At 41.9% G+C, this 14,084-nt stretch carries 18 protein-coding genes and 1 other RNA gene; 9 read left to right on the forward strand and 10 right to left on the reverse strand.

The features are described 5' to 3' along the window. Positions 1-141 precede the first annotated feature (141 nt). Positions 142-375 carry a helix-turn-helix domain-containing protein gene (locus H0U71_02760; GenBank protein MBA2653972.1) on the forward strand — a complete coding sequence of 78 codons (234 nt, stop codon included), beginning with the start codon at positions 142-144 and terminating at the stop codon, positions 373-375. A 243-nt stretch (positions 376-618) separates the two neighbouring features. On the opposite strand, the gene rnpB is transcribed toward H0U71_02760, so the two are convergent. Next, positions 619-960, reverse strand: an RNA gene (gene rnpB, locus H0U71_02765) — RNase P RNA component class A. A 136-nt stretch (positions 961-1,096) separates the two neighbouring features. Beyond that, a complete protein-coding gene (gene rsmI, locus H0U71_02770; protein MBA2653973.1) occupies positions 1,097-1,957 on the reverse strand; it encodes a 16S rRNA (cytidine(1402)-2'-O)-methyltransferase in 861 nt (286 codons plus the stop codon). 19 nt (positions 1,958-1,976) lie between these two features. On the opposite strand from rsmI, the gene H0U71_02775 reads away from it, so the two are divergent. From H0U71_02775 to H0U71_02795, 5 genes are all read left to right on the forward strand, one after another. After that, positions 1,977-2,348, forward strand: a complete 372-nt coding sequence (locus tag H0U71_02775; protein ID MBA2653974.1) for a YraN family protein — start codon at positions 1,977-1,979, stop codon at positions 2,346-2,348. A 30-nt stretch (positions 2,349-2,378) separates the two neighbouring features. Then, complete coding sequence (locus H0U71_02780) at positions 2,379-2,999, forward strand: phosphoheptose isomerase (protein MBA2653975.1); 621 nt, start codon at positions 2,379-2,381, stop codon at positions 2,997-2,999. Further along, positions 2,974-3,555: a BON domain-containing protein gene (locus H0U71_02785; protein MBA2653976.1), complete on the forward strand. Its 582-nt coding sequence runs from the start codon at positions 2,974-2,976 to the stop codon at positions 3,553-3,555. The genes H0U71_02780 and H0U71_02785 overlap by 26 nt, the downstream gene beginning before the upstream one ends. A gap of 18 nt (positions 3,556-3,573) precedes the next feature. Continuing rightward, a complete protein-coding gene (locus H0U71_02790) occupies positions 3,574-4,140 on the forward strand; it encodes a BON domain-containing protein (protein ID MBA2653977.1) in 567 nt (188 codons plus the stop codon). A gap of 106 nt (positions 4,141-4,246) precedes the next feature. Next, entirely contained in the window at positions 4,247-4,903 is a 657-nt protein-coding gene (locus H0U71_02795; protein MBA2653978.1) for a site-2 protease family protein, read from the forward strand. 61 nt (positions 4,904-4,964) lie between these two features. On the opposite strand, the gene H0U71_02800 is transcribed toward H0U71_02795, so the two are convergent. Next, on the reverse strand, positions 4,965-5,897 hold the full coding sequence (locus H0U71_02800) for an ABC transporter substrate-binding protein (protein MBA2653979.1): 933 nt from the start codon (positions 5,895-5,897) through the stop codon (positions 4,965-4,967). An 83-nt stretch (positions 5,898-5,980) separates the two neighbouring features. Between H0U71_02800 and H0U71_02805 the strand changes: the two genes are divergently transcribed. After that, on the forward strand, positions 5,981-6,844 hold the full coding sequence (locus H0U71_02805) for a hypothetical protein (protein MBA2653980.1): 864 nt from the start codon (positions 5,981-5,983) through the stop codon (positions 6,842-6,844). Positions 6,845-6,865: 21 nt separating this feature from the next. On the opposite strand, the gene H0U71_02810 is transcribed toward H0U71_02805, so the two are convergent. The 6 genes from H0U71_02810 to rplM all read right to left on the reverse strand — a co-directional run bounded on the left by H0U71_02810 (position 6,866) and on the right by rplM (position 10,393). Then, positions 6,866-7,594, reverse strand: coding sequence for an ABC transporter permease subunit (locus tag H0U71_02810; protein ID MBA2653981.1), 729 nt, complete (start codon positions 7,592-7,594; stop codon positions 6,866-6,868). Further along, a complete protein-coding gene (locus H0U71_02815) occupies positions 7,588-8,346 on the reverse strand; it encodes an ABC transporter ATP-binding protein (protein ID MBA2653982.1) in 759 nt (252 codons plus the stop codon). Before H0U71_02815 ends, H0U71_02810 begins: the two co-directional genes overlap by 7 nt. A 5-nt stretch (positions 8,347-8,351) precedes the next feature. Next, on the reverse strand, positions 8,352-8,747 hold the full coding sequence (locus H0U71_02820) for a ClpXP protease specificity-enhancing factor (GenBank protein MBA2653983.1): 396 nt from the start codon (positions 8,745-8,747) through the stop codon (positions 8,352-8,354). After that, positions 8,737-9,342 carry a stringent starvation protein A gene (gene sspA / locus H0U71_02825; protein MBA2653984.1) on the reverse strand — a complete coding sequence of 202 codons (606 nt, stop codon included), beginning with the start codon at positions 9,340-9,342 and terminating at the stop codon, positions 8,737-8,739. The genes H0U71_02820 and sspA overlap by 11 nt, the downstream gene beginning before the upstream one ends. Positions 9,343-9,501: 159 nt before the next feature. Next, positions 9,502-9,948, reverse strand: coding sequence for a 30S ribosomal protein S9 (gene rpsI, locus H0U71_02830; GenBank protein ID MBA2653985.1), 447 nt, complete (start codon positions 9,946-9,948; stop codon positions 9,502-9,504). Between the two features lie 13 nt (positions 9,949-9,961). Continuing rightward, on the reverse strand, positions 9,962-10,393 hold the full coding sequence (gene rplM / locus H0U71_02835; GenBank protein ID MBA2653986.1) for a 50S ribosomal protein L13: 432 nt from the start codon (positions 10,391-10,393) through the stop codon (positions 9,962-9,964). Between the two features lie 310 nt (positions 10,394-10,703). Between rplM and H0U71_02840 the strand changes: the two genes are divergently transcribed. After that, a complete protein-coding gene (locus H0U71_02840; protein MBA2653987.1) occupies positions 10,704-11,087 on the forward strand; it encodes an HU family DNA-binding protein in 384 nt (127 codons plus the stop codon). 363 nt (positions 11,088-11,450) lie between these two features. Continuing rightward, on the forward strand, positions 11,451-13,472 hold the full coding sequence (locus H0U71_02845) for a hypothetical protein (GenBank protein MBA2653988.1): 2,022 nt from the start codon (positions 11,451-11,453) through the stop codon (positions 13,470-13,472). Between the two features lie 5 nt (positions 13,473-13,477). Here the strand turns inward: H0U71_02845 and H0U71_02850 are convergent, their stop codons facing one another. Further along, positions 13,478-14,062: a hypothetical protein gene (locus tag H0U71_02850; GenBank protein ID MBA2653989.1), complete on the reverse strand. Its 585-nt coding sequence runs from the start codon at positions 14,060-14,062 to the stop codon at positions 13,478-13,480. Between the last annotated feature and the right edge of the window lie 22 nt (positions 14,063-14,084).

Genomic DNA, 14,084 nt, shown 5'->3' on the forward strand with positions numbered 1-14,084 from the left:
CCTCATTCCAACCAGGAAAGAAATGGTGTGAGCTAAAGCGCACAGAAACTGATTCTAATGGCCATTGCGGAGTAAGGGGTATTTTTGGTTAAATTTTCACTAAATTCATATAAATTTAGTAAATAAGCAGAGGTAGGTATAATGTATAGCAAGGTTCCGGGCACAGCGAGGGGGATCATCGAAAGTCTCATTATTGACTTTGGCTACAGCTCTAAACAGATAGCAGACGCTTTACGGATTTCCAAAAAAACCATCTATCGCATAAAAAAAGGGTTTTCCCCAAAACCTGTCACCCATTTAAATCTGATCCAACTCTATCTTAGCTTGCAAAAAAACAATTTCGAGCAAGACCAAGCTAGACTACCCACTAACTGACCGTAGGATCTTTCGACAAATGAATAATCACTCGCCTTTTATTTTGAATCCAAATTTTGATTATAGAGAACTGACCGATGCGCTGAACGAACGACTTAACAAGGCCAATGCATTAGCGCAATTTGCGCTGGTGGGAGGTGTTTCTGATCACGTTAATCAAGCGGTGCATAATTATCTGTGGGCGCTTAGTCAGCTGATTGAAGAAGCGTGTGAAATTAGCCATAAAATGGTGACAGATAATAAAGTTGGAGTTAGCCGATAAGCCGGGTTCTGTCGTGGACAGTCATTTATCTTGGGCACACGTCACCGTGATACCTCATGCGACCTACCCAGATCCAAACGCGAGCAGCGTATTGCAAAAAGCGGGATCTCTACTTGGTCTTGCTCCAGATGGGGTTTGCCCTGCCACTGATGTTGCCATCAGCGCGGTGCGCTCTTACCGCACCATTTCACCCTTACCAAAAAATGGCGGTATATTTTCTGTGGCACTTTCCGTAAGCTTACACTTCCCAGGCGTTACCTGGCATCTTGCTCTATGGAGCCCGGACTTTCCTCTGAATTAACAGCGACTGCCTAGCTCACTCCAACCTAAAATTATAGTACCTATGCAAATTTAATACTACAAACTTCTGACCGCAACATAAATAACAAATATGTCCGGGCCCATCGGTACGCGTGTGTAGCAGAAAATGGAATACTAGCCCCCGTAACACATCTTATTTCATTCATTTTCTCTAAATTTAGGGCTTTTTTTGAGTTCAAGTGCCGCCGCATACACTTCATTTTTGCTGGCACCCATTATTTTACTCACTAACATGGCGGCTTGTTTTATAGGTAATTCTGGCAACATTATCTCCAACATGGAATCAATGGCGCGTGCATCTGTGATTTTTTCCTCAGCATTCCCTGCGACAAGCACCACAAACTCACCTAGTCGTTGTTCGGAAGAAGTCATGAGAAAATCAAATACCGCTGCCACCGAACCGGATTTAATTGTTTCGTATTTTTTAGTTAACTCGCGGGCAATCACCAATTCTCGATTACCTAACACTTCCAAAATATCTGTTAACGCATCCAAAATTCGATGCGGCGATTCATAGAAAACCAAGCTGCAAGTCAAAAATTTAAGGTCAACTAGCGCTTGTTTCCGACTTGATTGTTTGCTCGGCAAAAAACCACCAAAGTAAAAATGCGGAGTCGAAAATCCTGAGGCACTGAGCGCAGTAATGAGGGCCGAAGGTCCGGGAATTGGAACAATAGTGAGGCCCTCCTGCCTTACCAACCGCACTAAGTAGGCTCCCGGATCACTTATTAAGGGAGTACCCGCATCGGTGACATAGGCCACATCATGGCCGCTCTTTAGTTGTTCAATTATTTTTGTGCTGTGAGTGCGCTCATTGTGCGCGTGTAATGAATAAAGGGGGGTATCGATACCATAGTGATTCAATAATTTCTTACTCTGGCGGGTGTCTTCAGCTGCAATGAGGTGCACGCGTTTTAATACCGTAATCGCACGTAAAGTAATATCCTCTAGGTTTCCAATCGGCGTCGCAACCACATACAATTTACCAACTTCCTGCATAACAAATTCCATGCATAATATGAATAAAATTTATTCTCCCACACAACTTTGCGGCTTAAAAGCACAAAACATGGCGCGTGCTTACTTACAAAAGAAAGGCTATCGACTTGTAAAAGAAAATTTTCGCACTAAAGCCGGGGAAATTGATCTCATTATGGAAACCCCTAACACACTGGTATTTGTAGAAGTACGCTTTAGAAAGTCCACTCTGTATGCTAGTAGCTGTGAAAGCATTACATATACAAAGCGTAAAAGAATAATCACTACTGCATCGATATATCAACAAAAAAATCCTACCTGCAAAGAGTGCAGATTCGATGTAATTGCAATAAATAGCCATTCTGATATCGACGAGATTGACTGGATTCCAGCCGCTTTTCATGTAGAATGAGACCTCCCTTACAGAAAGACAAGAACAGGTATGAGCGTGATCGAACGGATAAAACAACATTTTCATGATAGCATTTCCATAAAATCTCTCTCCGCAGAATTATTACCTAATGCTATTGCAAGCGCGGGTCAACTTATGGTTCAAGCGCTTTTAGACAACCATAAAATTTTAAGTTGTGGCAATGGGGGTTCTGCTGCCGATGCACAACATTTTTCATCTGAAATGATTAATCGATTTGAAACAGAACGTCCTAGCTTACCGGCGATTGCCCTGACCACTGACACATCCACATTGACCTCGATTGCAAACGACTATCATTATGATGAAATTTTTGCCAAACAAATAAAAGGCTTAGGCCAAGCTGGCGATATTCTTTTTGCCATCTCTACCAGTGGCAATTCAGGTAATATGGTAAAAGCGGTTCAAGTAGCGCATGACAGAAATCTCCATGTAATCGCTTTAACCGGAAAAGATGGTGGCCAAATGGCCTCCTTACTGCAAGGCAATGACGTGGAAATAAGAGTTCCCGCCCAATCAACAGCGCGAATTCAAGAAACCCACTTATTAATTATTCATTGTCTTTGCGATTTAATAGACCGAACATTATTTAGCAATGAGGAAGAATATGATGAAACAAGTATTGCTATGTAACCTACTTCTAATCACATTATTTTTAAGCGGCTGCCTTCCCGCTGTCTTTGTTGCGGGCGCCACAGCGGGCGGCTCTGTGATAACTGACCGCCGGTCTTTTCAAACCATTTTGAAAGATAAACAAATCACCTGTAAATCATTGATACAATTAAATTCAGAACCGGCCTTAAAAAATTGCTCCCACATATCTGTCGCCACTTTCAATCGAGTCGTCCTCCTTGTCGGTGAAACAGAGAATATGCAACTCCGCGATAGGGCTTATGAATTAGTAAAAGCGGTACCCAATATTCGTCGTATAACCAATGAGATAGTAATAGGTGATCCACTAGACGGCAAAGGACACTCTACCGATATGTGGATTACCACTAAAGTTAAAACAGCGATGCTTGCAGAAAAAGGCTTAAATTCCACACAAATTAAAGTCATCACTGAAGGCACTGTTGTCTATTTAATGGGACTGGTGACACATTGCCAGGCAGAAACAGCTATCAATGTAGTTCGTCAAGTAACCGGGGTTACCAAGGTAGTCACTTTATTTGAATTCTGTCCCGGCTAATTAAGGCATTTTTAAAATATGCGCTGGACTCTACTTCTATTATATTTTTTATTAGTGGGTTGCGTAAACACTGCACTTTCTGGGGCAAATGTAGTTTATAAACATAAATATCTCCAGGAAGGAATGAGTGATTGCTGCATTACAATTCGAAGCTGGAATACCCTTAAACATACCTACCCTGAAGAAGCCATTAAACATCTTAACCTGCTCTGCTTTAATCGAATCGTACTTTTAACGGGTCAAGTACCCTCTGCAGAAATTAGAAGTAAGATCGAGAATACGTTACAGAACATTCCTAATATCGCTAAAATTTATAACGCCACCACCACTGACCAACCCACAACCCCTCGGGAACAACTGGCAGACAGCTGGATCACCACCAAAATAAAATCAAAAATAATTACCTCCAGTGAGATTTATGCTGACAAAATAAAAGTTGTCACAGAAAAAAATATTGTTTACTTAGTCGGAATAGTCACCCGTAATGAAGCAGAAGCGGCAGTTACTTTAGCGGAGCAAACTGAGGGCGTCTGTCAAATTGTAAAAGTATTTTATTATATGACAATGCCCGAAATAGGTGGCTGATCAGTTTATCTACTTGAGTATTTTAAGGGGTCACTCTGTCAGCGGCCTCTAACAAGTCATAGCCACAATAGATTGCATTTAAAGTCACGCAGACTATTATACTTGCATGGGAAATTTTACTATCGCACAAATGATTGCCGTCTGGGCTCTTCCAGTAATATTCGCCATTACCGTTCACGAAGCGGCGCATGGCTGGGTTGCCAATAAACTCGGGGATGATACTGCTAAATCACTCGGTCGAGTTACTTTAAACCCGCTAAAGCATATACATTGGTTTGGAACGATAGTGCTCCCCGCAATTTTACTCTCTCTAACGGGTTTCGTTTTTGGCTGGGCAAAGCCTGTACCGATTAGCTGGAATAAACTTAAAAATCCTCGCCGCGATATGGCAATCGTCGCACTCGCTGGACCGGGGGCTAACTTTATAATGATCTTACTCTGGGCACTTATAGCAAAGTTAGATTACGTCTTCTTCGGCAACCATTTGATCTGGGCCAAGGCCATCGCTTACATGGGTCTTGCAGGCATCAATATTAATCTGATTTTAATGCTGCTTAACTTAATACCTATTCCGCCGCTAGATGGCAGCCGTGTGCTTTACAGTCTGCTGCCCCCTTCCCTCTCCGAGAAGTTTCAACACTTTGAGCTTAGTGGATTGCTAATACTTATATTATTGCTATTTTCAGGTTTATTAAATCCGGTGATCCTTACACCAATGCTTTATCTACGCAGCATAATTTTATCGCTATTTGGTTTATCATAACTGCTCAGTTAAATAGAGACATTGCCAACGTTCTTTCATCTTAGTTAACCGCTGGAAGTCGCTAACGAATTGGGTCAGGATCATTGTCGGCGCACACTTTTTTCACTACCGCCCCACTCGTTGTTTTATCTAAAAATTCGGCCATTTTTCTACACTGATTAATATTTATTTCCTGAAATTTATTTGGAAACTCGTCTAGGGTATTGAGCCAAACTGCATGATTCAGTGGGTTATTAAGTTCATCATAGCGCTTTACAATTAGCCGCCAGCTCTCCTCAGGATGTTTTTTTAAATAGTCTTTAGCACTATTAAGGGCGTCAAAAAAGGCATTAAAACGATCACCCGATTCTGATTGTTTAGTAATAAATACTAATTCACTATAGAGGGGCACTCCATAGTCTTCAGGGAAAAAGACGCGTCCTTCTTGCCCCAACATTTTAAGCTGGATAAGTTCAAAGTTACGCATTATGCCCATAGCGGCATCGACTTTTTTTGAAAGCAATGCTTGCGTTAAGTCATAATGGACATTGATGAGTGTTACATCATTTAATGACAATCCCTCTTTATTAAGCATGGTTTTTAATATGAGTGGATCAATCGCAGGGGCTGAATAAGCAATTGTTTTGCCCTTCAAATCACTAATTCTATTAATAGAGCTCGCTTTAAGAACCATCAATGCATTTAATGGACGACCGATAAGTGTACCGACTTGTTTTAGAGGCAACCCTTGCGCCACTGCCATTAACACATGTGGCTGGTAGTCGAGAGCAATATCTCCCTTACCTATAGCAATCCACTTAGGTGGATCATTGGGGTCTGCAGGGGTAATAATTGCAACATCTAAGCCATTTTTAGCAAAAAAGCCCTGTTCTTTCGCGATAAGAATAGGGGCGTGATTTGGATTCAAAAACCAATCTAATACCAGGACTATCTTTTGATTAGCATGGCTGGTTAGCGTACAAAATAACAGCACCACTATTAATACTTTTTTCAAATTATACTCATTATTTCATTTCAGCAATGACAGCAGCAAAAGGCATGTTAGAATAAAAAATATTTATTCATGCGAAGGCTCTCATGTCTGCACCTGAAAAAAGGCATTCAACATCAAAATCTGCAACCACCATTACACAAAAACTGCAAAGGCCTAGCAATATAAATTTATATGCAAAAGAAAACTGGTCACACACACTTTCAGATCACCTCGCGCAGACCACACCTATTCTACCTCAAGCTCACATTATAAACTGGAATATAATGGCGTGGGGCAATGGCCATAACAATGCTTATCAAAAAAAAGAAACCCGTGAAGAATATTTTGCAAGATTGATTCGTATCGCCAAAGCGCTCATCGAAGAAATAAAGGGCAATCCACATTTAGCAATAGCGACACTACAAGAAGTACCTGAGAATCAAAAGGCACGTCAATTTTTTTTCCAACTTATCAAAGATGCATTACTCCCCGATAAAAACTGGGTGATAGACGAGTCATATTATCAGAAAAGCGAGGGCAATAATTTTGGATTATTTATCCTCTATGACAAAGTGAAGCTGGCAAATCAACCTGCTATTATTTTAATTCCTGGGCTCACCACCCAAGAGGGCCGCACTCTAACGATAGATCTGCAGTTTTTGAGGGGGGATAAACATTATCCTGTGAGAATTATCAATGCGCATTTCCGCTACAAAGATAAAAATAACACTAACCAACGTCTCACCGTGGCTCAGGCTCAAACTGAAATAGATACCTTACTTAATTCAACTGCTGAACAAGTGGTGATTGCAGCAGATTATAATCAGGATATTCACAAGATAGAGTCTAAATACCCAGATAAAACTTTTTATGGGGCAGTGCCCTCATCGGTCACTTACAAAGAAGGCCGACTTGTCGATAAAAATATTGATGGTTTTATTTTTAAATACCCTCCCGAACTGGATTAATTTTTCCACCTTAAGCCATACTTACCACTTTATTGTTGTTGCTAGCACTTTGTTAACAATTCCATAAAGGGATAAAGAAAATAGTGTAATGACGGCGATACACGCAAACATGAGTGGAATTTCTAGACGCGCACTTGCATTTAACATCAGAAAACCCAATCCCTTACTTGCTCCCACCCATTCACTTATCACCGCTCCGATCGGCGCCAATGCGGTCGCAACTTTTATGCCGACCGCTAAATTGGGCAAGGCATGGGGTATGCGAAGATGCCATAAAACCAAATAATTTTTTCCCTGCATAATTTTCGCCATATCCAACCATTCAGATTTGGTTCTCGTTAGGCCTTCATAAAATGCACTGGCGACGGGGAAAAAAAGCATGAGCATCACGGTTATTATTTTGGAGGTCATTCCATAACCAAACCAAAGCACTAATAAAGGTGCAATGGCAAAAGTAGGAATGGCCTGGCCCGCAATAATAATCGGTAGCAACCAATAGCGAATAATAACCACCTGAGCCAGTGCAAGCGCAATAATGGCTCCCAGCAAAATACCCAGTAAAAGCCCAGTCAAGGTCTCTACGACGGTGGGAATGGCATTAGCCATAATGAGACTGGCGTGAACTATTAACGCTTGTAGCACTTCGTAAGGGCTAGGCAGGATGTAGACTGGCAAATGAAATGCCATCACTAACACTTGCCATATTAAGATTAAAATAAGCAGGGAAAGTAAGCCTCGCCACATCAACATTCCATTACCTCTTTTGCATGGCTTAATGTTTCAAGTATTTCAGCATGCCTGGATAATAAATGGTGATTGGTTAATTCGCGTGGGGGATTATCTGATAAATTAATTTCTGTTTTTATCTCAGCTGGTTTGCCTGACATGACATAAATACGGTGACCGAATCTTAATGCTTCCAAAGGATCATGGGTGACTAACACTACGGTGCGGTCCTTGAGTAATTCCGCGGCTAACTCCCCGATATGGGTACGCGTAATGACATCTAGCGCTGCAAAAGGTTCATCCATTAAAATCACTGGTTTGTCTTCAAAAAGCGTGCGCGCTAAGAGGACCCTCTGCTTCATTCCCCCCGAAAGCATGTGAGGCAGGGAGTGGACATGTTTTTTTAATCCTACACGAGAAAGTAGAGAAGCCGCCTGCTGACTTGCAGTAGCGCTAATTTTCTCTCCACGTAGCGCCATCCCTATGACAACATTCTCCAACGCAGTCAACCAGGGCAATGGTTGTTCATTTTGCGCAAGATAAGCGATTCTGCCCTCAAGGGTTTGTCCATCTGTCGCGACGACAGGATGTAACGAATTAGCACTGGGTTGCAATCCAGCGATAAATCTCAATAGACTGGTCTTCCCCGCGCCACTCGGAGCGAGTAAGCAGGTCCATTTTGCAGCGGGAATCGTGAGATTTAAGCCTTGAAATAACAGATGATGATCGTACTCGAGAAAAGCGTCTTTTATTTGAATGCCAGGAACAATTGCCATTAGGGCTATTTGACAATTTTAAGAAATGGTTTCTTACCCGATTTATCTTTAGGCGCTTCATACTTACTGTTATCGGGAGGCGTATCGCCGCCCGGCTCTTCGCCGAAAAACATGCCCGCGCCATTTTCTTTCGCATAAATTGCAGCAATGGCATCCATTGGAGCATAAATATGTCGCGAAACGCCCGAAAAAGAAGCGTGGAACTCTAGCTCAGTATTAGTGATGCTTAATTGATGAATTGCATCCGGCGCGACGTTCAACACAATTTGATTATCATTGATATATTCTTTTGGCACATAGACTTCAGGTAAGTCAGTATTAACAAGGATATAGGGCGTGAGATAATTATCATTAATCCACTCATAAAGCGCCCTAACAAGGTAAGGTCGACTAGAGGTCATGATGCTCTCTAAGCTCGCATTCTGATTCTGTTAAACTGGCCTGAAACGCTTCGCGTTGAAAAAGACGTTTTGCATAGGCTTTTATGGGCGCAGAAGAATTAGGTAATTCAATATCAAGCGCCGGCAAACGCCATAATAGAGGGGCTAAATAACAATCAACTAATGAAAATTCTTCGCTCATAAAGTAAGGCATAGTGCCAAACAGTGGGGCGAGTGAAACAAGATTTTCACGAAGTTCTTTGCGCGCCGCGTCACTTGTTTTGTCCTTAGCCAGAATCGCTAATAAAAGCTTATACCAATCATTATCAATTCTAAACATCATGAGACGGCTTTTAGCACGCGCCACAGGATATACAGGCAGCAGGGGTGGGTGAGGGAAACGCTCGTCTAAATATTCCATAATAATATTAGATTGATACAACACTAAGTCTCTATCAACTAAAGTAGGAACACTTTGATAAGGGTTAAGTTCAATTAAATCTTCTGGGGGATTATCCACATCAACATTTAAGATATCGACACTTACGCCTTTTTCTGCCAAAACTATTCTGACACGGTGGCTATAAGGGCAAAGTGGGCCTGAATATAAAGTCATCACAGATCGCTTAAGGACAGTCAAAATTATCACTCCTTTCCGCGCTAATTAAAGCTAAGAGCAAAAACGTCCTCGGGGACGATTCTGCTCTATAAAATGGCCTTGGTAAAATAGTAGAGCTGAAATGTAAGCCCGCATAACATGCAGGCTAAAAAGATATTAACGTTTAGAGAACTGAGGTGCCTTACGCGCCTTTTTAAGACCGACTTTCTTACGTTCTACAATTCGCGCATCTCGTGTTAATAAATCTTTGGCACGCAACTTACGGCGCCACGAATTTTCATTGATTTCTTCGCTTTTTTCTACGCCTTCTTCATCGTACTCCACCAGAGCCCGCGCTAATCCATGGCGAATTGCGCCAGCTTGACCGGTACTGCCACCACCACGCACTGTTACGTAGATGTCAAATTTACTCATTGCATCTACTGCAACCAGAGGTTGTTTCACAATAACTCGGGAGGTTTCACGAGCGAAATATTTTTCCAGAGGAAGATGATTGACGGTGATATCGCCTTTTCCAGGACGAATAAATACACGTGCGGTCGCCGATTTACGACGTCCGGTACCGTAATTCTGAGTTTTTGCTTTAGCTTTAGCTTGTGCCATTAATTGTACCCCGTTAAATATTGTCTAGTGGCTGTGGTTGCTGAGCAGTATGCGGATGCTCAGTGCCCGCGTAAACCTTTAGTTTTCGGAACATTTCTCTGCCCAAAGGACCCTTGGGTAACATGCCTTTTACTGCAATCTCAATAACACGCTCTGGTGTTTTTGCAATCATTTGTTCAAAGGTGGTTGATTTGATTCCGCCTGGGTAGCCGGTGTGATGATAGTAAACTTTATCACTTGGCTTGTTGCCGGTAACGGTTATCTTTTCCGCGTTTATAACAATAATATAGTCACCTGTATCTATGTGGCGAGTATATTCGGGCTTATGCTTGCCTTGTAATCTTATCGCTATTTCAGAGGTCAAACGACCTAATGTTTTGTTTGTTGCATCTACCAGATACCAACTACGTCGCAGCGAATCAGGCTTAGCACTATATGTACTCATTTAATAGGTGCTCCAAAGAAATGAAAAGGGGGAAATATTACAGTAAAGATGCTAAATATACAAGAACTTCCAGAGAATCACCCATGGTTTTAAGCCTTGTTTGTAAGCTCGCTTATTTTAATATAGATAAAACGCTTTGAGCCTATAATTTACGTGCATTTCCACTGCAACAATGGTATTGTCCCCCTCGAATTTACAGCAAATATATTTATTCGGAGTTAACCTCGCAAGGATTTGTGAAGTTAATATGTGCTTATTTTCAAGTTAAATTAAGAGGGAAAGGATAATGCCAAAAGCAACACGCAAAACAATGGCTAAGTCAAAAACAATTAAACCAGCCAAAAAAACCGCCGCTCCAGCTCCTGCTAAGAAAAAATCCAGCGTTAGTGAAGCCTTCACTAAATCTCAAGTTTTAAATTTTCTCGCTGAAAATGCTGGCATTAAGAAAAAAGATGTTACCAATGTTATGTCTGCTTTAGCTGACCTAATGGAAATGCACCTCGGCAACAAACGCGGTCCAGGCGAATTTGTTGTTCCAGGCTTAATGAAGTGCCGCGTAGTCAGAAAACCTGCTACTAAAGCACGCAAAGGCATCAATCCATTCACTAAGGAAGAAACTGTCTTCCAAGCTAAACCTGCACGTAATATCGTGAAAATTCGACCACTCAAAAAATTAAAAGATATGGTTGAATAGCGACTTCTGAAAGGATACCCGCGACTCTCGTCGCGGGGCAATCCTAACCTCTTGAACGCTTCGTATTTTAATGTCTACGCCCCCTCCTTTAGATACCGCTATAATATTAATAAGTCTTGTTAGCACGGGCTTTTGTATAGGCCTACATTTATCATTTTAATTGGGGTGGCCTATAGCTTGGTGGAGGCAGGTGCAGAGATGAATAACTGGGGTCCTTGATTTCACTGCGTTGCATCAAGGCTACGGTATAAAATTTGGCTTTGGAATGCTTACTTACGGATAGAATGAGAGGTAAATACGTAAGGTTTCTTTAAGATTAAATATATATAATATTAAACATCAACTACTAAATGAAGGTTACTTATGCCAACCAACGAGCCCACCCTGCAAGAAATGATTGATCAAATGGCCGCCAAACGTGATGCCCTCCCCCCTCCTGCGGCCCAAGGAGAGAAATCCAGTATATCGCCTAAACTCAAGAAAGAAGAAATTAGCAAGGCAACTCTTGGGCAGGTTGAGCAGTTGGAAGGTGAACTTTTTTCATTAATCGATACAGCTCCTGAGATAGTGCAATCAGATCTTAAGGAGCAAGCCAGAGAAGATAAAAAAATTGCAGATTCTACCAGTATTTATATGTTAGACGATTCTAATAAAGGCTGGAAATTCGGCTCTCAGGGTAAGTCCTTTGACGGCTTGAATGACTACCAAAATAAATCTAAAGAATTCTTTGAGAAAACCTTAACAACACACAAGATTGAAGGGGTTATAGCCACTAATATAATTAAGGCTCTTGCACAATTACAAAATGCGCGGCAACTGCTTTTAGCGAAAGCACTAGAAGACCAAAGCGTCGCAAAGAGTGCTTTTTTTGAGCTTAAAGCTGCCATGGAAGGACTTCCCGATGATATTGTTGATGCCAAAGCTGAAGGCGCCAAAGATACCTCAAACAGCTTCATGGCTTTATTAAATGCGCAAGAAAACCATACTTTAACGGGAACTGATCCAGTTACCAAAAAGCAGCATTATATTCATTTAGAAGGCGATAGCTTAGTCAGTGACGACCCGATAATTCTAGGTAAAGCGATGGCGGCCGCGGGTTATAAAAGCATCGTTGTTTCGGGTGGGCCACTAAAAGCACTCGCCACCGCGCGCGCCGCACACGCCGCAGGGGTACTTAACGTTACTTTTGATGATGCCACTCGGGATGCCATTCACAATCCTGCTGCCTACCCGAGCTATTATGATAGAGAAAAAGCGGTAGCAGAATATAACGCCATAATTAAAATCAATACCGCCAATAAAGATGCAAAAATGGCTGAGAAAAACACCATTAAGAATGCACAGCAACCACAAGACCCCAATCGCAGAATGATCAACAAGGCGCGTGTCTTTAATCTTATCCATCCCGATGGCCCCGCCCATGCTGAAATGCTTCGATCCATGCCCATGGCCGATGTGGCGACGCTCGCTCGCTTACTTGAAGATAAATCTTTTGATATTAAAGGGATGAGATTGAATGGCCAAGAGTATATTCGTTGGTTGGTGAGAAACTTTCCTAATACTGACGAAAATAAAACTAAAACTTTTGAAGCTGAATCAACCAAAGAAGAAGTGGTTCTGACTCAGCACGCGATTCAACAATTAAAATTAGACGAGAAAGGAAAAAGAGATCCTCTACACGTAGCTGATATCATCTCCCAAAATAATGGCGACGCTCGGACCTTACTCTATAAGGATGAACATAACCAAATCAATTTAACGGTTGAGGAGAAAGCGGTTCTTCTCAGTAAAATTTTTGATCGATTCCACATCAGTATTAAGCAAAATCCTAAACCTTTTCCGGGTGGCAAAGACCATGGCGCAGAAGCCAAAAATGAAATGAAAGCCTTGCTCGCCTCCTCGACTCAAGAGGAAGCCACTCAGATATTAGCTATATTCAACAGCGACTATAATCGCGCTGCGAGCAAAGTCAGACAACTCGACCCAGGTTCTTCAAAAGATCTTAAGAAGATATATGAAAAAAATGCCGCATTTGCGGGCTACAACGAAATTCAAGGCGTCCCTACTCCTATGCTCACCGATCAATCGAGTTTTAATCTGTATTGCAAGTTATTAGGCACACTGAAGATCGCTGTGAAAGAGCTGGCAATTATACCCCCCGGTAATCAGGAAGAATTGGAGGTTAGTGATCGAAGGCCAGGGTGGGTACAAAATGGAAATAGCGGCGTGCGCAACTCTAATCCTGTTCAAGCCGAAGCAGAGGAGGAAGAAGAAGAAAATGAAGAGGACCCCTTAAATAATCCTCATCAAAACAATGAAGAGGATACCTCAAGTAATCCGAATCTAAACGAGGATGACAACAACCCCTCAAATTACAGGCCCTAAATAGCTCAAGGCTTAGCCGCCTTGGGCTCGTGAATGATTAATGTAGGGCATTCTCTCTGAATACGTTGATATTTAGCTTCTTCATATTTTGAAGGCTGGTACCCTGTAACCGGTAGATGCAAGTCTTGCGCAGCCTTCCACACTGCCCAGCTCATAAAGGGGTGGCCATTTACAATATGAATGGCCGGCCAATTTTCTTCCTTGGCTATACGCACCATATCGGCCCCTGTATTCATGATTTGTAATATTATCGTGCCCCTCCCCGAACAAACACGCTCTAGAATCGCCGCATCATTTTGAATATAGTCGCCTTGGTAAAATAACATTTCTCCGGGAGAAGCAGACATCGCGTTCTTATAATTCAAAATTGACCAGCCTGAGCTAGATCTAATAATTTTTATATCCGCAAAGTCGTCATCAGCCGCCTCCGGATTCAAAATTTGAACGAAGGCGTATTTTTGATGAATATTCTCAAGTTCCTGGGGTGTAATCTCCCGCTGAAAATCTAATTCGGGCACGGGCAACCCTTCTGCACGCTTGCCCCAGATTAATTTTGCAAACTCATCTAATGAGTCATATTCTTTTGGCACTTTATCTTACCTCAAACTTCTT

The sequence above is a fragment of the Gammaproteobacteria bacterium genome (genome assembly GCA_013697705.1).
GTDB lineage: Bacteria > Pseudomonadota > Gammaproteobacteria > UBA6002 > UBA6002 > UBA6002.